19 protein-coding genes are annotated in these 21732 nt (G+C 41.3%); 10 read left to right on the top strand and 9 right to left on the bottom strand.

Annotation, left to right across the window (positions count from 1 at the left end; all coding sequences use genetic code 11):
* Window position 1: 1 nt before the first annotated feature.
* Complete coding sequence (locus EGC82_RS11750) at window positions 2–1114, bottom strand: MlaE family ABC transporter permease (RefSeq protein ID WP_124730930.1); 1113 nt, start codon at window positions 1112–1114, stop codon at window positions 2–4.
* A 666-nt stretch (window positions 1115–1780) separates the two neighbouring features.
* On the opposite strand from EGC82_RS11750, the gene EGC82_RS11745 reads away from it, so the two are divergent.
* From EGC82_RS11745 to EGC82_RS11735, 3 genes are all read left to right on the top strand, one after another.
* Window positions 1781–2194 carry a LexA family protein gene (locus tag EGC82_RS11745; RefSeq protein WP_124730929.1) on the top strand — a complete coding sequence of 138 codons (414 nt, stop codon included), beginning with the start codon at window positions 1781–1783 and terminating at the stop codon, window positions 2192–2194.
* A 6-nt stretch (window positions 2195–2200) separates the two neighbouring features.
* The gene (locus tag EGC82_RS11740; RefSeq protein ID WP_124730928.1) at window positions 2201–3457 is read left to right on the top strand and encodes a Y-family DNA polymerase; all 1257 of its coding nucleotides are present in this window, start codon (window positions 2201–2203) and stop codon (window positions 3455–3457) included.
* Window positions 3458–3770: 313 nt separating this feature from the next.
* Window positions 3771–4316, top strand: coding sequence for a NifB/NifX family molybdenum-iron cluster-binding protein (locus EGC82_RS11735; protein WP_124730927.1), 546 nt, complete (start codon window positions 3771–3773; stop codon window positions 4314–4316).
* A gap of 26 nt (window positions 4317–4342) precedes the next feature.
* Here EGC82_RS11735 and EGC82_RS11730 read toward each other — a convergent pair whose 3' ends face one another.
* Entirely contained in the window at window positions 4343–5668 is a 1326-nt protein-coding gene (locus EGC82_RS11730) for a sigma-54 interaction domain-containing protein (protein ID WP_244212456.1), read from the bottom strand.
* 294 nt (window positions 5669–5962) lie between these two features.
* Here EGC82_RS11730 and EGC82_RS11725 point away from each other — a divergent pair, with 294 nt between their 5' ends.
* Together EGC82_RS11725 and EGC82_RS11720 are read left to right on the top strand one after the other, a co-directional pair.
* Window positions 5963–6616 carry a Tll0287-like domain-containing protein gene (locus tag EGC82_RS11725; protein ID WP_124730926.1) on the top strand — a complete coding sequence of 218 codons (654 nt, stop codon included), beginning with the start codon at window positions 5963–5965 and terminating at the stop codon, window positions 6614–6616.
* A gap of 375 nt (window positions 6617–6991) precedes the next feature.
* Complete coding sequence (locus EGC82_RS11720) at window positions 6992–7855, top strand: MBL fold metallo-hydrolase (RefSeq protein ID WP_124730925.1); 864 nt, start codon at window positions 6992–6994, stop codon at window positions 7853–7855.
* A gap of 61 nt (window positions 7856–7916) precedes the next feature.
* Here the strand turns inward: EGC82_RS11720 and EGC82_RS11715 are convergent, their stop codons facing one another.
* The 5 genes from EGC82_RS11715 to EGC82_RS11695 form a co-directional block, all read right to left on the bottom strand.
* On the bottom strand, window positions 7917–8321 hold the full coding sequence (locus EGC82_RS11715) for a rhodanese-like domain-containing protein (protein ID WP_124730924.1): 405 nt from the start codon (window positions 8319–8321) through the stop codon (window positions 7917–7919).
* Between the two features lie 15 nt (window positions 8322–8336).
* Entirely contained in the window at window positions 8337–9086 is a 750-nt protein-coding gene (locus EGC82_RS11710) for a sulfite exporter TauE/SafE family protein (protein WP_124730923.1), read from the bottom strand.
* A gap of 17 nt (window positions 9087–9103) precedes the next feature.
* Window positions 9104–9973 (bottom strand): MBL fold metallo-hydrolase, encoded by an 870-nt coding sequence (locus EGC82_RS11705; RefSeq protein WP_124732638.1) that lies wholly within the window; start codon window positions 9971–9973, stop codon window positions 9104–9106.
* 63 nt (window positions 9974–10036) lie between these two features.
* Window positions 10037–10678: a peroxiredoxin gene (locus tag EGC82_RS11700; RefSeq protein ID WP_124730922.1), complete on the bottom strand. Its 642-nt coding sequence runs from the start codon at window positions 10676–10678 to the stop codon at window positions 10037–10039.
* Window positions 10679–11105: 427 nt separating this feature from the next.
* The gene (locus tag EGC82_RS11695) at window positions 11106–11702 is read right to left on the bottom strand and encodes a response regulator transcription factor (RefSeq protein ID WP_124730921.1); all 597 of its coding nucleotides are present in this window, start codon (window positions 11700–11702) and stop codon (window positions 11106–11108) included.
* Window positions 11703–11873: 171 nt separating this feature from the next.
* Between EGC82_RS11695 and EGC82_RS11690 the strand changes: the two genes are divergently transcribed.
* The 5 genes from EGC82_RS11690 to EGC82_RS11670 all read left to right on the top strand — a co-directional run bounded on the left by EGC82_RS11690 (window position 11874) and on the right by EGC82_RS11670 (window position 19040).
* Window positions 11874–13721 (top strand): sensor histidine kinase, encoded by a 1848-nt coding sequence (locus EGC82_RS11690; RefSeq protein ID WP_124730920.1) that lies wholly within the window; start codon window positions 11874–11876, stop codon window positions 13719–13721.
* Window positions 13722–13999: 278 nt separating this feature from the next.
* A complete protein-coding gene (gene phsA, locus EGC82_RS11685) occupies window positions 14000–16282 on the top strand; it encodes a thiosulfate reductase PhsA (RefSeq protein WP_124730919.1) in 2283 nt (760 codons plus the stop codon).
* Between the two features lie 27 nt (window positions 16283–16309).
* Window positions 16310–16882: a 4Fe-4S dicluster domain-containing protein gene (locus tag EGC82_RS11680; RefSeq protein WP_124730918.1), complete on the top strand. Its 573-nt coding sequence runs from the start codon at window positions 16310–16312 to the stop codon at window positions 16880–16882.
* Window positions 16879–17820, top strand: coding sequence for an NrfD/PsrC family molybdoenzyme membrane anchor subunit (gene nrfD / locus EGC82_RS11675; protein ID WP_124730917.1), 942 nt, complete (start codon window positions 16879–16881; stop codon window positions 17818–17820). The genes EGC82_RS11680 and nrfD overlap by 4 nt, the downstream gene beginning before the upstream one ends.
* Window positions 17821–18119: 299 nt before the next feature.
* A complete protein-coding gene (locus EGC82_RS11670; RefSeq protein WP_124730916.1) occupies window positions 18120–19040 on the top strand; it encodes a LysR family transcriptional regulator in 921 nt (306 codons plus the stop codon).
* Window positions 19041–19089: 49 nt separating this feature from the next.
* On the opposite strand, the gene EGC82_RS11665 is transcribed toward EGC82_RS11670, so the two are convergent.
* Entirely contained in the window at window positions 19090–19980 is an 891-nt protein-coding gene (locus EGC82_RS11665) for a YjjW family glycine radical enzyme activase (protein ID WP_124730915.1), read from the bottom strand.
* Complete coding sequence (locus EGC82_RS11660; RefSeq protein ID WP_124730914.1) at window positions 19973–21547, bottom strand: YjjI family glycine radical enzyme; 1575 nt, start codon at window positions 21545–21547, stop codon at window positions 19973–19975. The genes EGC82_RS11665 and EGC82_RS11660 overlap by 8 nt, the downstream gene beginning before the upstream one ends.
* Window positions 21548–21732 lie beyond the last annotated feature (185 nt).

Below are 21732 nucleotides of genomic sequence, written 5' to 3'. Positions count from 1 at the left end.
ATTAGATCCCTAATTTATCGTATAAGATATTGAGTGCGGCATCGGAAACCACAAGAAATACAATGGCCTTAACCACCGCACTGGTAGTGGCTAAACCCACCGCATTAGAATCGCGGCCGCATTTAAGCCCCGCCTGACAACCGGCAATCGCAATCAAAAAACCAAAAATGAGGCTTTTTATTAACCCAGTAGAGATGTCGACCCAATCAATGGCAACCTGAGTCTGTAAAATATATTGGGTGTAACTCACTCCCATGCCATTGGCCACAATCGCGCCGCCGATCATGCCGATCACATCTGAATAAATACACATCAACGGCATAATGAAAATCAATGCCAGTAAGCGAGGTAATACTAAAAATTCCATAGTTGAAATGCCCATTACTCGCAGTGCATCAATTTCTTCATTAACCTGCATGGTGCCGAGTTGCGCCGCATAAGCCGCCCCCGTTCTACCGGCCATGATAACTCCTGTCATAAGGGCGCCCATTTCGCGCACCATTCCGATAGCCACCAAGTTTGCCACATACACTTGAGCGCCTAATTGGCGCAATTGAACTGAACCTAAATACGCTAAAATCATTCCCACAAGCAGACTAATTAGGGTGACAATCGCCAGTCCCTTAGGGCCGGCTTGTTCGATAAAAAATACGATATCACTGCGCCGAGTGCTGGCTTTACCTCTTAACCAACGCCCTAATGCCAGTGTACTTTCACCGACAAACACTAAACCATCGTGCACCTGTAAGCCTTGTGTAATTAAGCCTTGGCGAAGTATTGCCCACATGCCACTAATGGCATCATCATTAGCCGTTTGATACACAGGTACGTCGGTAGCCAGCAGTAATAGTTGCTGTAATCCTTGTGGGGTATTTTGCACATTGAGCGGTAATTTTTGTTGTTCACACCAGCGGGATAATTGTAATAAGGCAATGGCGAGGCTTGAATCCCACTGCAATAACTCAGTGGTGGTTAACGTGACAGCATGGCAAGTTGCGGGGAGGGCGGCACAAATATCGGCACCTAGCGGTGCTTGGCCCAATTGCCAATCACCTGCAAGACTCAGTACGCAGTTATCGTCGTGCATGTCGATATCAAAAGTTGCGAGTGTCATACTAGGGCCTGTTGATCTTTGCTGGTTGAATGTTGTTCGAGTTAAAAACGTTTTTAGCCGAACCCTTCGGGCAGCGTTTGATGGCCATTTCTACGGCGTTATCGACTTTTTATGTAGAATAACTACACCTCGAAGTCTCTGTCTTACTGTTATACATGTGAGTAATAGCCAACAATTCGCTGCAAAAATAACCTTGAAAGATCAACAGGCCCTAGACCCCGAGCGAAAGTAATCATGCTATTGGTTTACGTTATACATCAACTAGATTCATTGCTCTAACACGGAATGTTGGTCACAACTCTATTCTCGAACAATCTATAGCTGTAACAGGTGATAGAGGTATTCGGTTAATTGTTGTGCTGCTCACAAGTGTAGACCAATCGCTAGCATTGTATTTTGACTTTGAACAAATAAACTCATTAATAATTAAACTGATAACCTTACCCAGTAGATAGCCAGAGTCTAGCGACACGGGTTTAATCGCTGAGTATGCCACCAACATGTTGCCGTTTAGCGCAAATAAACTTGCACTGTCAAAATATAGCGCTACTATGTACTGTATAAAAATACACTGTTTTTTTATACAGTTCTTTTGTGCTGTGCATTGTAAATTTACGTTGTACGTTTGCATGGTAAGTTTGTGTTGTGAGTTTGCGAGGTTATCGTATGCGCTTTATTCCCATTGCTGCCAGTGCTGGTATTACCGGTTTTGAAAGCCCAGCCGCAGAGTACCTTCAATTAGGCTTAAGTCTTGATGAGATGTTAGTTCAACATCCAAGTTCGACTTTTATCGGTTTAGCTCAGGGGGAGTCGATGCAAGGTGTAGGCATATTCGATGGTGACTTACTGATTGTCGATCGCCATGAAACTGCGAGAAGTGGCGATGTCATAGTGGCTAATTTTAATGGTGAGTTTGTGTGTAAAATTCTCGATATGCAACGGCGAATGCTCGTGTCATCTCATGAGCAACATTTACCGGTGACCATCTACGATTATGATGATTTTAGTATCGAAGGCGTGGTGATCCGCTCAATTCGTTGCCATCGTCAAAGCCCACTGTTTGTCGGCCGAAAAGGGTAAAAAACAATGTTTTCCTTAGTCGATGCCAATGCTTTTTATTGCAGTGCTGAACAGGTGTTTCGCCCTGATTGGCGTGGTAAACCGATAATAGTGTTGAGCAACAACGACGGTTGCATTGTGGCGGCTAATCGACAAGCCAAAGAAGCAGGCATTGAAAAGTTTTTACCTTATTTTCAAGTTAAGGCCTTATGCGCTCAACGTAATGTGATTGTGTGTTCATCTAATTATGAACTCTATGCCGATTTATCTGCCAAGATGATGGCGATAATAGGTCGCTTTGCACCTGATCAGCATGTGTACTCCATTGATGAAAGCTTCCTGTCTTTTAAACACAGTTATCCTGCCATTAAATGCTTGCATACCCAAGGCCAGCTAATTCGCCGCGCGGTATGGAAAGAGGCGCGCTTACCTGTTTGTGTGGGGATGGGCGACACCTTAACCTTAGCGAAAATTGCCAATCACGCCGCCAAAAAAATTCAAGGATACAAAGGGGTTTGTGTTATTGAGACCCCAGAGCAACGTACCGACATTTTACGCCAACTTAGCGTTGGCGAGGTGTGGGGCATTGGTCGGCGCATAAGTAAGAAGCTTGAATCAATCAATATTCGCAGCGCATATGATCTTGCCTGTATGCCGCCGAGCCTAGCGAGAAAACAGTTTAGTATTGAAATAGAACGCACGGTTCGTGAACTCAACGGTCAAGTGTGTAAACAATGGGATGAGGCGCGAACAGATAAAAAACAAATATTTTCCACTCGTAGTGTCGGTGAGCGCATTACCGATTATGAGTCACTATTACAGGCCTTGAGTAAACATATCGGTATTGCCGCGCTTAAAGCACGTCAGCAAGGCTCGTATTGCAAAACCATGTTGCTGTTTGCCAGTAACTCTCCTCATGACGAACGGCCTGTAAGTTATAAAGTTATTGTTCATTTTCCCTGTCCAACCCATTGTACTGTTGAACTCACCCAAGCCCTGACACAAGCAGCTTCAAAGCTATTTCGTCCAGGTGTGCGGTATTACAAAATTGGCGTAGGGCTCGTTGATTTAGCCAGCGAAAAGCATTTTCAATTTGATTTGTTTACTCCCGCGAAAGTTAACCATGCCTTGATGCACACACTTGATGGCATCAACCAACGTTATGGCCGCGATACCATGTTTCTTGCCGCACAAGGCATACAGCAAAAGTGGGCCATGCGGCGTGATTTACTCACGCCGCAATATTCAACACAATGGCAATGTTTACCAAAAATTAAATGCTAACATTTTTAATGGCTTACTCATTAAAACCACTTTATATTACATTATGGCTAAGCCATTTTTAAGATGGTTGATGTCGCAGTAAACAGTGCAAGTGATCACAAAACACTAATTATAATTGGCATATGCTATTAATAAGTGTATATATTGCATATGCCAATAAATGTGAGTCGATGACACCAACACCTAACATTCAGCTAATCATTTGTGGTGCAACAGCTACACGCTGTTTTAAAGCCAATTGCATGTTAATCGGTAAACTTGAACACATTAATGGTAACGCGCTGTTAATGCCAAATGCTGTGAGGAAAAACAAATGATTACTGCCATACCAATGAAAGCTGAAAATATTTCCAGCCATTTTAGTAAAGCCGATGAGATACTGTTTATTGATGTTCAGGCTCAAGTGATAGGACGTTTTGCTAATCCTGCTTTACTTGATGGATGTGAGGGGAAGCAACAATTAGTGAGCTTACTACTGGCCCAGGGCGCTAATCGAGTGATTGTGCGCAACATTGGTCAGCAGTTATTGTCGACACTACTAAGCCAGCAATTGATGGTGTTTCACGCTAACAATGGCCGTACTGCTATTGAATCTTTTGCGGGTGCTGTGTTAGCTGACTGTGAACAATACACTCAGGCTTCTCAGGGGCGTCCGTCAACGAAGCATATTGCTAAACAAGCAGATGGCGGTAGTTGCGGCCATCATCATGACCATGATGAAACTAGTAGCCAAAATGGACAATGTAATGGCTCTGAAATGGCGACAAAGACACGTTGTTGTGACGCTAAAGTGGCCACAGAAAACACCATAATGAAGTCTTGTTGCCATAAAATAAATTCACTCATACATCAGCATTAATGGTCAATATGCTTAGTATCGCGATATTACAGCACTGATAGCTTTAATTCATAGCGCTGTAATTTACGATATAAGGTACGCACACTAATATTTAGTTTAATGGCTAACTCTGCTGAAGACCCTTTAAATTGGTCACACACCTGAGAAAGATACGCGCATTCTGCATCTTCAAGTGACATCAGATCCGCTGCTGCAGTTTGTGATGATTTTTTTTCATCGATTATGATATGTTGTGGTTGAACGCTTTCTGGTAAATCACTGCTGTGAATAATATCTTCATTGGCAATTAATGCCGACTGCTCGATAATATTTTTTAATTCACGGATATTACCTGGATATGCATAAGCACTAAGCAGAGTTAATGCATTAGCCGAAAACTTTTTATGTTTGTATTCAGAATATTTAATAAAATGATTAACCAATGTCGGAATATCATCATGGCGTTCACGTAGCGACGGTAAGTAAATGGGAAACCCTGCAATGCGGTAATACAAATCACGTCTAAACTCACCTTTTTCAACCAACTCGAGTAAATTTTTATGACTAGCACTGACCAATCTAAAGTCAGAGCGTTTTTGTTTTAATCCCCCTACGGCGCGATAGCATTGGGTTTCAAGTAATCTGAGTAACTTTACTTGCATATTCATTGGCACATCGCCAATTTCATCGAAAAATACCGTGCCACCATGGGCAATTTCAATTAAGCCTTTTTTGCTGGTGGTCGCTCCGGTAAAGGCGCCTTTTTCATAGCCAAATAACTCACTTTCGAACAGGTTCTCACTTAGCCCAGTACATTCAATTACCACAAAGGGCTTATCATTACGACTACTGGCTTGATGCACTGCTTTAGCGACTAATTCTTTACCTGCACCCGTTTCACCTTGCAATAACACTGCAATAGTTGATTGCGATGCGCGGTTAATTCTGTTGAGCATTTGTTTAAACGGTGCGGATTGACCAATCATAGTGCCTTTTTTCGATTCTGTTGACGCATAATCAATCGCATCTAAAATCTCTAAAAACCCTAATACTTTGCCACTGTCATCTTTAATTGGTTTCATTAAAATATCGCAATATGACTTACCCTGTGCAGTGCTATGGATATGCACGGCATTGGCTGCTCTTGCCGTACTTTGACATTGTTGCAAAGGACACTCTTCGCCGTGTTTATCGCAAGGCTGGTTACTGTGATGAGATATTTGATGACATTTACTTTGGCCCAATATCACCTGGGTGTTATAGGTTTCTATATACGCTTGATTAACCGCATGTATGACATAGTCCGGGGTAATAAATATAGCCGGCTTATCAATTGCATTTATCATTGATTGTACAACAGTGGTGTTATTCATTCATCGTTCTCGCTTGCAGTAACTATTCATCAACCAATTTCTATAATGACATAGTTAGCACAGTATTTGTCATAGCAATGCCATATGTGTCACTTGATAAATAAGTATACACCTAGGTAAAACATTAATTATTTTTTAAGTTGCTGATTTTAATTGATTAAAACTTATCAACATGATCTGGCATAAGCTTTGTATTGATCATACTACATAGCTTACAAATGCACTCGAACATCGGCTTCGTATAAGCCCCAAATGGATTGAGATTCAACGATGTCTAATAGAGGATGACCCATAATGCGCCTAATACACACTCAAACTAAATCGTTAACTAAGTCTAGCCAAATGACGGGCTTAATTATGCTGATAAGTGTCTCGACCATAGGGCAAGCTGAAACGATAACAGAACAACAAATACTTGAGCAACAAGCTAATCAGCGTATTGGTGAGTTTAGCCAGGCATTAAAAGGTCAGTTACAAGCGGCTATCAAACAAGGCGGATTAATGAATGCCGTGACGGTATGTCAATCGGTAGCACCTGCAATAGCAGCACAACACTCGAAAGATGGCTGGACACTTACCCGAACCAGTTTACGGGTACGTAATGCAGGCAATAGTCCAGATGCTTGGGAGCTAGCTCAATTACAGAAATTTGAACAGATGAACGTTGCTATTAACCAAGCGGGCCAACAAACGAATAAACCCATAGTCGCCAGCGCATATATAGTTAATGGTAACAATACTGCGTTTCGTTATATGAAAGCCATTCCAACTCAAGAATTATGCCTAGGTTGTCATGGTAGTAATATTAACCTTGAACTGAGTGCGTTGATTCATAAAACCTATCCAAATGATAACGCGATTAACTTTGCCCTTGGTGATATTCGCGGTGCGTTTTCACTACAAAAGGTTATTGCTGAACCTGCGCCATCAATAACAGCTAAGCCGTAATTCAAGACCCTTAATAGTATCTGAGGTTATAGTAACTGAAGTAATAGGTAAGGCTTAGCAACACCGTTAAGCCTTAGTGGTTTCCCCTCAACACAAAGCGTTCAACGATTACTTAGCAATTGTCTGGTCAATTATTTCTGGATAACGATTTATAAACAATTATGTCAAGTTAGCGATTGATTGCTAATTAGTACGTCAGTGTTTGTTGTTTGTTGCGACGTAATGCGCAGATTCTGCTAGCGGTTTAATTTACTATTATGAGGAATTAAGTCATCTACCTCAGTACTTACACCATTATGTTGGCAAGATATTTATCATTAATATGAGGTTTTATCTAACAAATGCCTTGGGTATGTTGTTGGGAGTTAACGTGCCATGAGTAAAATCCGCATCGATCCTTTTTATCATCAAGCAAGTCATACTATTACCTATGTGGTAATCGATATTGCGACTCGCCAATGTGCGATTATTGATCCGGTTTTAGACTTTGATATTGCATCTGGCACTATCAGCACAAATTTTGCCGACAGCATCATAGATCATATTAATCAACAAGGGGTTGAGGTTGAATGGATTTTAGAAACCCACGCCCATTGCGATCATATTTCTGCAGCGTCTTATATTAAGAAAAAGTGTGGCGGTATGACGGGAATAGGTGAGCACATCACCAAAGTTCAACATACCTTTAAGCAAATACTCAATCTTGATGAAAGCTTTCAATGTAACGGCGAACAGTTTGATCAACTCTTTGTCGACGAAGAATTGGTGAAGTTAGGTCATTTAAATATTCACATCATGCATACACCGGGTCATACCCCTGCTTGTGTAAGCTATCTTATTGAAGATGTCGTTTTTGTTGGTGATGCATTATCAATCCCAGAGCTGGGCACAATGAATACTGATTTCCCTGATAGCAGCGCAGTTACGTTATACCATTCTATTCAACGAATATTAGCGTTGCCAAATTGCACCCGTGTGTTTGTAGGGCACAGTCCACAGGCCAACACACGCACTTGTGAGACGGTAGAAACATCAGTTATTGCACAAAAACGGTGTAATCGTATTGCTGGTGGCAACGTCACCCTCACTGAATTTGTTAAGCGGCATCAACAACACCATGTTAGTGCTGTTATATCGAAATTATTATTACCGGTAATACAAATCAATATTCGTGCTGGCAATATGATGCCTGCAGATATTTTAAGTAACGATTTACTTAAGGTACCGCTCAATAAATGATAAAAAATGAGCCAGATTTATGCGAACATATCACTGGCTCATGGTTATAACTGATTCTACATTAGGCTTTATGTGGCACCAATGGAAAACCATCTAGTTGCCATTGCATCATGCCACCAGCAACAGAGAGTGGTTTAGTAAAACCCATATGTTGTAATGAATCTGCCGCAAGTGCAGAGCGGCCACCCGTACGGCAAATTAGGTATATGTCTTTTTCAGCTAATTCATTTAATGCCAATAACCATTCACAGTGATGACTCACCGAAGGATGCTCGTGTATTTTCATCTCTAATACGCCACGAGGAAAATTGATCGCGCCAGCTAAATGGCCTGTTAAAAACTCTTCATGCTCACGGACATCAATGATGACGACCTCATGATTACTCATTGCAGTATGCAATTCATGAGTAGTCACCTCGATGATATTAACCTTGATTTCACTTATGTATTCTTGAGCTGTTTTCATGTGAACCTCGTGATATTAAATAATAGATTTTGATAATATAAATAAAGCCATTACCCCTAAAAACACCGCAAATAATTTTTGTAACATGGGTTTGGGTAAATATTGGTTTATCCATTGACCCGCCATACTGCCCACGATGCCGCCGGCAATCATGATCCCAATAACCGACCAATTGAACTCGAAGCCTTTGTCTGACAGTAAGCTGTAATATTTAACAAAACCCACAAGTGAGTTCATGGTAATAATCAGCAAGCTGGTACCAATCGCCAGTCTCATTTCTATGCCACCAAGCAGTACTAGGGCGGGCACAATTAAAAATCCGCCGCCTACGCCCACAAAACCTGTGACCACACCAACCGCTAAGCCTTGCAAAAGGATTTTGCTAATATTAAGTTTGCCCGCTTTACAGCGGCTAGATTGATTGCGCCACATCATGACGGCGCCAATGAGCATTAAAATAACAAACACCGTTAGCTGTATGTTGCTGGTGGAAAAAGTACTGGTCCAAGCGCCTAGGTAAGTCCCTAACATGCCCGGTAAACCAAACAACAACACATGGGGCCACGAGACCTTTTTGTGCTTAATAAAGCGAATACTACTGAGTAAACTTATTACCCCTACGATGCATAATGATGAAGCAATGGCCAACTCGGGTTGCATACCGATGAGATATAGCAACACCGGAACCGTAAGAATTGAGCCACCAGAGCCCAATACACTGAGCACTAAACCAATGAGTAATGCGCCAATAATTGCTGGTATCATTTTGATTACTCTTTGACTTACAGTAGGTTGATAGGGATCTTTAAATACACAGTCCCGTTGGCTTCTGCTGTGGGCATTTGTCCTGCCCGAATATTAATTTGAATCGCGGGTAATATTAGCCTTGGCATAGGCAGTGTTGCGTCTCGTTGTTGGCGAAGATCAACAAAATCAGCTTTTGCCATGTTGTCATTAACATGGATATTATGTTGTTTCTGTTGGCTTATTTGAGTATTACACTGGTGGTCACGGCCCTCAGGTGGATAGTCGTGGCATACATAGATATCAGTTGAGTCAGGCAGGCTAAACAAGGTCTGAATTGAATCGTATAAGGTATTGGCATCACCACCGGGGAAATCACATCTGGCGGTACCCACATCAGGCATAAAAATAGTATCACCCACAAAAGCGGCTTGTTCATTAACGATATAGGCTAAATCTGCAGGTGTATGACCCGGCGTGTGCATAATACGAATCGACATATTACCGACCTGCAATAAGTCATCATGCTTAAATAACCGATCAAATTGACTGCCATTAGGCAAAAAATTAGGCTCTAGATTAAAAATCGTTTTAAAGGTGTCTTGCACCTGAGTAATGTGTTCACCAATACCTATTTGACCACCAATACTGTCTCGTAAAAAACTGGCAGCAGATAAATGGTCGGCATGGGCATGGGTTTCTAATATCCATTTTACGGTCAAGTTTTGACGTTCTATCCAGTGTAAAACCCGCTGCGCACTGTGGGTGTCAGTACGGCCCGATTTATAATCAAAATCTAAAACAGGATCAATAATCACCGCATATGAGGTGGTATTATCGACAACAACATAGGTGAACGTTTCACTATCTTCATCTAAAAATTCATGCACACTAAACGTTGAAATCATCATAAACCTCCTCTACAAATCAACATGATGCACAGGGACTCGCATCCCTGTACAAGTAACGGCTTAAAGCGATTTTTTACTAAAGTACCAATCGGTATATTTAAACCCTTGGCTTAAACGGGCTTTAGCTTCTTCGGTAGTCGCCGGCGGAGGTACTATTACATCATCACCGGGTTGCCAGTTTTCTGGAGTCGCAACGCCATTAGTGTCACTGGTTTGTAATGCTTTGACTAATCGAACAAATTCATCAATAGAGCGGCCATTGCTCATTGGGTAATACACCATGGCGTGCAATATACCTTCAGGATCGATAATGAAAGTGGCACGAACCGCTGCAGTATCACTCGCGCCAGGTTGGATCATGCCGTAAGCCTTAGCCACAGCCATTGATAAGTCTGAAATGATAGGGAAGGTGATCTCAACACCAAAGTTTTCCTCAATATTGCGAACCCAGGCAATGTGTGAATGGATACTGTCGATAGATAAGCCTAATAACTCGGTATTTAACTGCGCAAATTCTTCAGCGCGTTGGGCAAAGCCAATAAACTCGGTAGTACACACCGGGGTAAAATCTGCTGGATGAGAGAACAAGACTAACCACTTGCCTTTATAGTCTGTAAGTGAGCGCATTCCGTGAGTCGTTTTGGTATTAAATGCCGGAGCGGGTCGATTTAATTGGGGGAAATTGACAATAGAGTCAGTCATGTTATTACTCCAAAAGAATGGTTAAGTTAAATGTAATCTGTAAAATAGATTGCAAACATACTTAGTAATAGCAATAGATAGGCCAAGTTAGCTTTGGTAGAAATAGAAAAAGTGATTTTTATTATGCTGTTGATTTATATAATTTTTATTAAAACAATATCTAATGAGTAAGTTGTGTTGCAATTCATTAACTGTTTTAAGGTTTTTACCTAGCGACAAATATGACGCATACGACATTAATGACAGCGTTTATTGTCACTTTTAACAGTGAGTAGAAATAAATGGACCGATTAGTTAGCTTTGAAATAGATTTAACCTAGAGACTAACGGCACAAGAATGATTGTTGTTCATTAAGATATTAATAAGCTTGCTGGATTAAATCATCTACATCTTAAAAAACTAAGCAGAAGCTTTGATCCCAATCTTTTAATCAACGAGTAAAGCGCTAAATTTAGCTAATTCAGCAGCATTATGTACGGCCAATTTTTTGATTATTTTTGAACGATGAACCTCTATGGTTCGCAATGATACAAACAGAATTTCTGCCATCTGTTTATTGGTTTTTCCATCAATTAATAGATGTAATACCTGATTTTCTCTATCGGTTAGTGTGCTGTAGCGTTGCCTTAGTTGCATCGTTTCAAATGCGTGCTTGCTAGTGGTTAATGCTTTCTCTATTGCCATGACAAGCTCTATACCTTTCACTGGTTTTTGGAAGAAATCACAAGCACCTTGTCTAAAGGCATGTACCGCCATCGGTAAATCACCATGGCCTGTCAGAAAGATTATCCCTAGTGGGCTTTTGGCTGTAACCAGTGTTTGTTGTAATTCTTGGCCGCTGATTTCAGACATTTTACTGTCGACAATCAAACAGCCTGGTTGCGTTATATCGCTACTAGTCAGGAATGCAGTAGCAGATTCGAATATTTGTAAGTTAAATCCATACTGCAATAGCATAAATTGCATTGAATCAAGGATCGCAAGATCATCATCAACCATGAAAATAGTATTTAAAATCTGCATTTGGCTATTGGTTACTTGATAATAAATTAATTTAAATACAGTTTAATCGTTGTTTTAAATTGAGCAAATTGTTCATCTACTTTTGTGGGCTATACATCTTTTTTGTTTTTATAGCTGCATTACACTCGGTCTTATGGTGTTTTATCAACATTGATTAAATGAAAGGTGCTGATGCATTTTGGAATATTGTTATGGTTAATACCAACGTTACTATTGATTCATTCAACAGTAAGTTTTGCGCTATCTGACGCCATTGATCCCGTTGTAGAACAGCAATCCCCAAAAGATAATCTTGCCCTGGTTCACTATCGTGTGGCGGTGCTAGCCAACTATGGCGTCGCTAAAAGCATTGAGCGATGGCAGCCATTAATGGACTATTTAACCAAAAGAGTTCCGAGAGCAAGTTTTGACGTTGTGCCGTTAGATTTTAATCAAATGAACCAACAGTTACTGAATGGTCAGGTGCAATTTGTGGTCACTAATCCCGGGCATTACTTTAATATGAGTAGCGATTTTCCTATTTCATGGCTGGCAACCATGAAAAGCAATCAACATAATGGCAGCACCTTTGCGATTGGAGCGACAATCATTGTTCGTAACGATAGTTCATTTTTTAGCATTGAAGACCTCGAGGGCCATTCTGTGGTGGCGAGCGATCCTAGTGCATTAGGCGGTTATCAAGCAGCTATAGGGCTAATTAATTCCAAGGAATATACGACTAATAATTTTTTTAATAAAGTCACTTTTCTAGGATTCCCTTTAGAACCATTAATTTACCAAGTTCGTGATGGCACCGCGGATATTGCCATTACTCCATTTTGTACTTTAGAGCAGATGATTGATCAAGGGTACATAGATGCTAAAGACTTTAGAGTCATCAATGATGCCACCCCAGCAGGCTATGATTGTGCGGTGAGTACGCCGCTATACCCAAATTGGTCGTTTGCCTCCTCAGATGCTGTGCCATTAACCGTTAGAACCGATATTACTCGCGCATTGCTCTCTATTAGTGCGACTCACCCAGCTTCTGTTATTGGCCTAAATCGTGGCTGGGCAGCCCCTATAAGCCAGTTTGAAGTGATAAAATTGTTTAAAGCGTTAGATATTGAGTCCAAAAAAATACCGGTCATGTTACAGGTTTGGCAGTGGATTAAGTTAAATCAAAAGTGGGGCTTTGGATTAGTTGGCTTCTTTGTAATCGCCACTATTTATCACTTATGGCTTGAATATCGATTTAGACAAAAGAGCGAACGGTTATTCAGTAGTGAACGCCAGTTAAAAAACAAAGCATTGCAATTTGAACGTTTACAAAGTGCCGCCATTCTGGGTGAAATAGGCGCAGGTCTAGCTCATGAGCTTAATCAACCTATTGCTGCCATAACCCAATACAGTGAAGGAGGAATGATTGAGCAAGCCAATAATATAGGCATAGATTCTAAACAGTATCAGTTGCTTGAAAAAATACATCAACAATCAATTCGTGCTGGCGAAATCGTTCATAGAATAAGGGGTTTGTTGCAACGAAAAAACGCTGAGCCTACCGAGTTTTATGTGCATGAACAATTAATGATATGCCTGGAGTTATTCGAGCATGAGTTTAAAAGCCATAATATTAAACTCAGCACACAACTGACGAGCACTGATATTAAATTAACTGGCGATAAAGTGGGCTTTTGCCAGGTATTAATGAATGTATTAAAAAATGCTGTTGATGCTATGTCTGAAGGGACGTTATCAACTAAACACACCAACCGGATACTGATTGATTTACACATTGTTGATAATACAATACACCTTAAAATTTATGATAATGGCATAGGTTTGAGCTGCTCTGCTGATGAGTTTAAAACTACCTTCTTCTCCACCAAAGCAGAAGGGTTGGGGCTAGGATTAGCTATTTGCAATGATGTTATTATGCTATTTGGTGGCCAGATAAATTTATCTAAATGTGAAGATGATCCTGATGCTCCTTGGCAAAGAGGTTGCCGAGTATTAATCGACATTCCATTAAAATATTAACCCTATCAACTGATCAATCTATTCAACCTTTCATGCAGTAAAAACCTCATTAACGATCAATTGACTCGTTTTTATGCTAATTCGCTATTTGCGAGTGTAAACCGTGATGTCAGTCAAATGATTATCTTCAATGTGGTTTACCACAATACCCTTAAGTTATTAGTGGGTTAATAATGTGGTTAGCGATAGTACTTATTATGTTATGAGCATGCTAAGTACCATTAAACCTACGTTAACCGTAATAACTTCGTGCTTGGTTGAAGATGAAGGGGGCAATTATGATTCAGTTAAATCGGCGTCATTTTTTAAAGGGAGCAGGTGCAAGTGGTGCAACTTGTGCGCTGGCAAGTATTTTACCTGGCTCGCTAGCAGCATTAGAAAAACAACCTTTAAAAGGCATTTCTTCTGAAGTGGCCAGTATTTGCGAAATGTGTTCCACACGTTGTCCAATATCAGCACGAGTGATTGATGGCAAAAATATTTTTATTAGCGGTAATAAAGAAGCTAAATCGTTTGGTGGCAAGGTATGCGCAAGGGGCGGTGCTGGCCATAGTCTTTTATATGACCCGCAGCGTATTGTTAAACCGTTAAAAAGAGCCGGTGAGCGTGGTGAAGGTAAATGGACCGAAATTAGCTGGGACGATGCTTATCAATTTATCGCCGAGAAACTCAACACCATAAAAAAACAATACGGTGCAGAAACTGTCGCGTTTTCATCTAAATCTGGTTCGTTAGACGGCCATGTTTTTCACTTAGCGGCGGCATTTGGTACGCCCAATACATTCACACATGCTTCAACATGTCCTGGCGCTTATGAAATTGCCGCGAAAGCCATGTTCGGCACCAAAATGAAACGCGACCTTGGTAACTCTGAATACATCATCAATTTTGGTCATAATATCTATGAAGGTATTAACATGTCTGAAACCAGAGGCATGATGCAAGCGCAAATGGACAAAGGGGCTAAGTTAGTTGTATTTGAACCTCGTTTTTCTGTTGTCGCTGATAAAGCCGATGAGTGGCACGCCATACGTCCAGGCACTGATGTGTCAGTGGCATTAGCCTTATGCCATGTACTGATTTATGACAATTTGTATGACAGTCAATTTGTTGAACAATATGTTGTCGGTTTTGATGAGTTTGCGGCTGAAGTTAAACAATATACTCCAGAGTGGGCTGAATCAATTTCAGATGTGTCTGCGGTTGCCATTCGTCGTATCGCACACGAATACGCCAGCCATGCGCCACATGCAGTGGTTGATTTTGGTCATCGTGCTACTTTCACACCAGAAGAATTTGATATGCGCCGCGCTATTTATGCAGCCAATATTTTGATTGGTAATATTGAGCGTAAAGGTGGCATATACATGGGCCAAAAGGCCTCTGGTTACAACAAATTTGCCGGTGAAGCTGTCGCGCCAGAATTAGCGACACCGGGTGTTGAAGGTATGCCTAAACCTTCTGCTATCCGCATTGATCAAGTTGAAAAGCAATACAAACTCATGTGGTCGTCAGGTGGTGTGTATCAAACCATCATAGATGCAACATTAGAGGCTAAACCATATCAACTTAAAGCCTGGGTGATGAGTCGTACTAACCCAATGCAAACGCTAACAGACAGAGCAAAAGTCGAACAAACACTTAAGGCATTAGAGTTAGTGGTGTGCTGCGATCTGTACATCAGTGAAACAGCGGCGTATGCCGACATTATTTTACCTGAGTCTACCTACCTTGAACGTGATGAAGAAATTTTTGATAAATCAGGTAAAAACCCGGCTTATTATGTGCGTCAACGTGCGGTGGAAACCATTGGTAATACACGTCCAAGCTGGCAAATATTTAAAGAGCTAGGCCATGCGTTAGGACTTGAGAAGTTTTACCCATGGGAAAACATTGAAACCTTACAACTCATGCAGGTTAATCGTGATCACAGCCTACTAGCACACATCAAAAAAATGGGTTACGTCAGTTATGGCAAGCCGTTAATGTTACGAGAACCGAGTATGGTTGCCGAATTTGTTAACGCCTATCCTAATGCTCGACATGCTGATCATGACGGCAGCTATGCATCGGCAATGACATTTAAAACCCCGAGCGGAAAAATAGAGTTAACCTCTGCGCAAGTTGAAGACATGGCTCCTGGTAGAGGTGTGATTAAGCATCGCCCAGTGCAGCTTAAGCAAGCTGACGAATTGTATTTTATTCAAGGCAAAGTGGCCGTCCATACCAACGGGGCAACGCATAACATTCCAATGTTAGCCAACTTGATGTCTGACAATCCTATTTGGATCCATCCTATTACGGCAGGTCGTTTAAATATTCACAGTGGTGATGCCATTCAATTAACCAGCAGTGTCGGCAGTGAACAAGGCACCGCTTTAGTCACGCCTGGAATTCGCCAAGACACAGTATTTGCATACATGGGCTTTGGATCCAAAAACAAAGAATTGGTGCGTGCCACAGGAAAAGGTATTCATTGTGGAAATCTACTACCAAATTCTATCGCGCCAGTTTGTGGCATGAACATACATACCACTGGTGTTAAGTTGGCAAAAATTTAGCCGTAACTAATTGATTTGGAGTCTCCTATGAATAAACGATATGTCATGGTGCATGACGAAAACAAATGCATCGGCTGCCAAGCGTGTAATGTAGCCTGCCGTAGTGAAAATGATGTACCAGAAGGGGTAACCCGCCTGCAAGTACGAGTAGAAGGGCCATTTGGTGAAGCACCTAATCTTCACTTTAAATACCATAGAGTGTCATGTCAGCAATGTGAGGACGCGCCCTGTGTCACTGTGTGTCCTACAGGTGCAGCTTACATCGATGAAAATGGCCTAGTGTCTATCCATAACGATAAGTGCATCGGTTGTATGTATTGTGTGGCGGCGTGTCCTTATAAAGTTCGATTTATTAACCCCATCACTAAAGCGGCTGACAAATGCAATTTCTGTAAAGACACGCGTTTGGCAAGAGGTGAGCAACCCGCTTGTGTGACGGTGTGTCCTACCGATGCATTGTATTTTGGCGATGCTAATGACAGTAACAGCGACGTGGCTAAGTTACTCAATACCAAAATAACCTATCAAGATAAAACCCATTTAGGCACCAAACCTAGGGTTTACCGTGTTCCGACTAAACGTGGAGGGATTCAATCATGAACAATATCTGGGGCGATATGGCGCAATACGATCCTGTGGTGTGGAACTGGATTATTGCCATTTACTTATTTATGGCCGGGTTATCGGCAGGTAGCGTGCTGATTGGTATTGTTATGCGTTGGTATAGCAAAGATAAACAGATTGAAAGCCCAATCTTAAAAGCTTCTGCGATTATTGGTCCTGTGGCGATTAGCTTAGGGCTTGCATGTTTGGTATTTGACTTAACCAAACCATTTCATTTTTGGTTGATTTTAATCAATTACAATTTCGACTCTGTGATGGCCATTGGTGTTGTTGCGTTATTAGCGTATTCACCTTTGGGTATCGCGTATTCGATGATTGTACTACGCGATGAACTGCCAAAATGGAAATTGGGGTTCTTAGTGCCGATAAGTCATCTATTAATGCCATTTCGTAAAGTGATTGAAATACTATTGTTTGTACTTGCGATTGGTGTGGGAGCCTATACCGGTTTTCTGCTTTCGGCGATGAATGCATACCCTATGTTAAATACGGCAATCTTACCGGCGTTATTTTTAGCATCGGGTTTATCAGCTGGTGCTGCAGGAAACTTAATTGTGGCATTAACCTGCTTTAACAGCGCAACACATGACGACGATGTGATGAAGTTACACGGTTTAGATTTACCGGTGATCATTACTGAAATGATGTTCTTAGTTATGTTGTTTACGTCACTGTATTTTACTGGCGGCGCAGCGGCCGAGTCTTTGGCATCATTGAGTCAAGACATCTGGGGCAGCGTATTTTGGTATGGGGTTGTTGGTATTGGCTTTGCGATACCGATTTTGTCGATGTTTTTACCGTCAAGCACACGCCATACAAAAGCGATGATGATAACCGTTGCCTGTTGTAGTTTAACCGGTGTGTTAGCGTTACGACATTTCATTATCTATGCTGGTCAGAGCTATATTAGCTAACTTTACGAACAAGCTTTGCTAATGATCTCAGTGAATAAGTTCTTTATATGAGCTTGGTAATATAATCAGCCTAATATCCTCGATGACTTGTCTGAGAGGATATTTTTTTAGGTGAAATATATCGTTAGTACTGAGTACTCAAATCAGTGGCGGTTGTTGAATATTTTGGTGATTATTCTAATGTATCAGTCACCGGTGTGAAGCATGTCTTGATTATGACGTTGTTATCTATCCCCCAACGTCATTTACCTTTATATTTTAATCATTAAATCCACGACTTATAAAGGTTCAATACGCTAATGGATTTGGCAAAGCTTTCCCGTATCAGCATGAAACACTTAATCACTTTACATGTCATGCTCGATACACTCAGTGTCACTGCCAGTGCAGAGCAATTATGTTTAAGCCCTTCTTCGGTGAGTAAAACCTTGAGCCAGCTTAGAGACAGCCTAAACGATGAATTATTTTATCGTCACGGCAATTCACTTATTGCGACACCTTTGGCACGCAGACTTGGCCCAAGCGTGAAGCAGATGATTAATGATATGAACCATATCATGAGCCAAGATGTGTTTACTCCTGCCGATTATCAAGGACGTTTCTCACTCGCGATGCGTGAGAGTACCTTTGAACTACTGGCGGCTAAAATAAGCGCTCATATTCTAAAGCTAGCGCCTAACATCCATCTAGCTATTTACAGTAAAGACAATATAGGTTTTGACGGCTTAATAAAGGGCTCGTTAGATTTTATTATGTTACCCCATGACTTAAGTCAGCCAAGCCATATCGATGATGATTTGGTCTGGGAAACCTTGATCAATGATGAGATGGTTTGCTTAATGAATGCATCACACCCTTTAGCGTTGCAACCAGGCATCAGCCTTGATGATTATTTACGTTTCAGCCACATCGGTATCACTGATATTGACTTAAGTACGCCTTTTTTTGATATTTTGCTGGCACAACAATCTAAAAAACGCGCGGTACCCATTTCAGTGGCAGACTTTGGCAGCGCAGCGTTAATGTGTCATCACAGTGAATTACTGTTTACCTGTTCGCGCCGTTGGGCATCAATGGCTAAACAAGCCCAAGGGCTGATTATCAAACCTTTACCGATAGATTATGGCAAAGTGGCTTATAGCCTAGTGTGGCATAAACAGAGTATGAACGACCCCGCACACCGTTGGTTGTACGAGCAAATATTACTGTGCAGTTACTAGGTTGTAATAGGGTATTGATATTAAATCGATTTCAATCAATACCATTGAATTAAAGATATAAGGCTGGTAGAGCGATATTAGTCACTCCTCGTTGGCTAAGTAGCGTAGCGAGGCTTTCTATATCAGCTTGAGTGCATTGCGGCCATGTTGAGGCAATGTCTCCAACACCATGATGGTGAAATGCATTTAATTTAATTCGGGTATCGCTTGGCAGTTTAGCCAAATAAGTCGCGAGTGCGTCAATCTCCACATCATAGTCTGTAATGCCTGGAATATGTAATAGTCTCACTTCATAGAGTTTATTGTGCTGGGCAAGTAACGCTATGGTGTTAAATACAGCCTGATTGTCACGACCCGTAATGTAGTGATGAGTGGTTTGTTGCCATGCTTTTAAATCGACCATAGCGCCATCTAAATATGGCAATAATTTATGCCACCCACTAGTACTTAAGCTGCCATTAGTGTCGATCATGCAACTAAGGTGTGATAATGACTCAGATAATTTAATCGCTTTAAACAAATCAATCACAAAGGGTAACTGCAAGCTCGCTTCGCCACCGCTAACGGTAATGCCATTGATAAAATGATGCTGACTACTAATCACCGTCAGCATTTGCTCAACCGAATAATGCGATATTTTAGGCGACGATTTTGTAGGACATACCGTCAGGCAAGTATCACATTCGATACATAACGTGCTATTCCACACGATATGCGTTTTTTGTTTTAAATCGATCTCTTGCGTTGCAATAAGTGTTAATGCTTGCTCAGGGCAATGATCAACACAGTCGCCACAAGTATCACACAAGCTTATTGTTTGCGGATTGTGGCAATTTTTGCATTGATAATTGCAACCTTGCAGAAAAATCACCAATCGACTGCCTGGACCATCGACACAGGAAAATGGCAATATTTGGCTTACAATAGCGTGTTTACTCATACACAAAAGGCGACTGTTCGTGAGCGATAACCCGAGCTTGGCGCTGTAATATGCCAGTATTAATGGCAGCCTCAGCCGCTAAACCCGTGGTATTGGTGCGTGAACCACAATGTTTAAAGGTTTCAATGTCGGACCGCTTAACCATATAACCTGTCACGCGAACTAAATCATTGTTGGCAACATTGGCGGTAAACTCCCTAAAACCTAAGCTAAGAGCGCCTTTACACAGTTGCAACATGGCTTGTGGATTCGATTTTACGGTTTCATCTATGCTGAGAATATCGCTAATCCCCGCGGTATAATATTGGTGATGTTTCGCTAACGCTTGAATATGGCTAATAGGGTCTGGTTCTGTGCCATAAGGAATACGAACGCCTGGAGTGACACCTTTATCTAAGCTGATACCGCTTTGAGAATGTAATAATGCTCGACCATTATAGCCATAGGTCACTGGAGTCGATGTGACAATCTTATCTAATGCGGCAGAAATCTTCAGGCCTAATTGGTTGGCGGCAAGGTTGTGGCCATAACCGTTACCATATGAACTCACACCTTTAGTAGAGTTAACCTTGGCAATTGGATCGGTAGCGGACAAGGCCTGTAAGATATTCACCGCTTCAGCCATACCATAAATCCCAAACATTGGTGCAAAACGTGACTCATCAATGAGTTGCTCTTTAACTAAAAAACTGTCGAAAAAATGCGATTTTTGATGTAAAAATGCTGAACGTGCTTCAATAAGCTCAAAAGTAAGTTGGCAATAATGAGGCAATGTTTGTTGAAAAAAGTCGTCAATACTGGTGGCTTTTAACGCGACTTGTTTCAGATTAAGTCGTACTAAGGTATTAGCACCTCCAGCTAATGGCAATGCGTTATAGCAGCTGACAATGCCAAAACCACGTTCGTCAAAGGTATCAGCATGCAATGGGTAGTTGGCAATGTGAGGCTTATTGCACAAACAAATATTGGTGGTTGCCAGTAGCAGTAAATCATCAGGGGTTACCCCTGGATCGTACATAAAGGTTAAATTAGGAGCTATTTGTTGTAACTCAACATCAATACGTAATAAGGTTCGGCAAATAATGTTATCGGTGGGGCCAATATTCACATGCATAAACGCATCGGGTAAGGTTCGATCTAGCATTATCCAAAAGCGTTTTAATTTACGATAGATAACATCAGCATCAAGCCCTGAGACAAAAGGCATTAATAATGTATCTACATGGCCTAAAAATACCGGAATATTGGTCACCGACGGCACATGATGATACAAAATTATTAATGCATTGAGCGCGTCATCAAAATCTTCAGCGGGCGACAATTCTAAATACTCAGAGCCTTGTTTGAGGTATTTAGCATAATCTGGCAGCACATAACGCGGTTTAAACGGTGCGTGGCCTTCAAACATATCGCAGATAATGCCGTCCTTCATTGCATGACTAGTCGATTCAGACACTGTCACATATGGCAGGCTGTTTTCAGCCTCTAATGCTAAGTAATTTGATTTTTGCTTAGGAGAAAGGTGAGGGTGGCTGACGATTTTGACAATATTTTCTTGTAATGCCATGATGAAACTCATTTTTTAAAAGACGAATGTCTAGTGTCTATTGATAGCTTCTAATCTACGGAGCCAAATAGGTTTTAAACAGTGAAAATAACTGACAGTGGCATTGATAAAATCGAAATCCGATGATGTAGATCACAAGAGGCTAGAGTTTATTGCGGCATGATGTCTTTTGAACAATTGATATT

The sequence above is a fragment of the Shewanella livingstonensis genome (assembly GCF_003855395.1).
Classification (GTDB): domain Bacteria; phylum Pseudomonadota; class Gammaproteobacteria; order Enterobacterales; family Shewanellaceae; genus Shewanella; species Shewanella livingstonensis.
This window is presented reverse-complemented; position numbering and strand designations above follow the sequence as displayed.

Bases quoted from the DNA above. Each gene is read 5' to 3' on its own strand.
- EGC82_RS11700 (WP_124730922.1), bottom strand. From the start codon at position 10,678: ATGACTGACTCTATTGTCAATTTCCCCCAATTAAATCGACCCGCTCCG.
- EGC82_RS11660 (WP_124730914.1), bottom strand. From the start codon at position 21,547: ATGGCATTACAAGAAAATATTGTCAAAATCGTCAGCCACCCTCACCTT.
- EGC82_RS11740 (WP_124730928.1), top strand. From the start codon at position 2,201: ATGTTTTCCTTAGTCGATGCCAATGCTTTTTATTGCAGTGCTGAACAG.
- EGC82_RS11705 (WP_124732638.1), bottom strand. From the start codon at position 9,973: ATGATTTCAACGTTTAGTGTGCATGAATTTTTAGATGAAGATAGTGAA.
- nrfD (WP_124730917.1), top strand. From the start codon at position 16,879: ATGAACAATATCTGGGGCGATATGGCGCAATACGATCCTGTGGTGTGG.
- EGC82_RS11670 (WP_124730916.1), top strand. From the start codon at position 18,120: ATGGATTTGGCAAAGCTTTCCCGTATCAGCATGAAACACTTAATCACT.
- EGC82_RS11725 (WP_124730926.1), top strand. From the start codon at position 5,963: ATGCGCCTAATACACACTCAAACTAAATCGTTAACTAAGTCTAGCCAA.
- EGC82_RS11715 (WP_124730924.1), bottom strand. From the start codon at position 8,321: ATGAAAACAGCTCAAGAATACATAAGTGAAATCAAGGTTAATATCATC.
- EGC82_RS11710 (WP_124730923.1), bottom strand. From the start codon at position 9,086: ATGATACCAGCAATTATTGGCGCATTACTCATTGGTTTAGTGCTCAGT.
- phsA (WP_124730919.1), top strand. From the start codon at position 14,000: ATGATTCAGTTAAATCGGCGTCATTTTTTAAAGGGAGCAGGTGCAAGT.
- EGC82_RS11745 (WP_124730929.1), top strand. From the start codon at position 1,781: ATGCGCTTTATTCCCATTGCTGCCAGTGCTGGTATTACCGGTTTTGAA.
- EGC82_RS11665 (WP_124730915.1), bottom strand. From the start codon at position 19,980: ATGAGTAAACACGCTATTGTAAGCCAAATATTGCCATTTTCCTGTGTC.
- EGC82_RS11720 (WP_124730925.1), top strand. From the start codon at position 6,992: ATGAGTAAAATCCGCATCGATCCTTTTTATCATCAAGCAAGTCATACT.
- EGC82_RS11695 (WP_124730921.1), bottom strand. From the start codon at position 11,702: ATGCAGATTTTAAATACTATTTTCATGGTTGATGATGATCTTGCGATC.
- EGC82_RS11750 (WP_124730930.1), bottom strand. From the start codon at position 1,114: ATGACACTCGCAACTTTTGATATCGACATGCACGACGATAACTGCGTA.
- EGC82_RS11680 (WP_124730918.1), top strand. From the start codon at position 16,310: ATGAATAAACGATATGTCATGGTGCATGACGAAAACAAATGCATCGGC.
- EGC82_RS11735 (WP_124730927.1), top strand. From the start codon at position 3,771: ATGATTACTGCCATACCAATGAAAGCTGAAAATATTTCCAGCCATTTT.
- EGC82_RS11730 (WP_244212456.1), bottom strand. From the start codon at position 5,668: ATGAATAACACCACTGTTGTACAATCAATGATAAATGCAATTGATAAG.
- EGC82_RS11690 (WP_124730920.1), top strand. From the start codon at position 11,874: ATGCATTTTGGAATATTGTTATGGTTAATACCAACGTTACTATTGATT.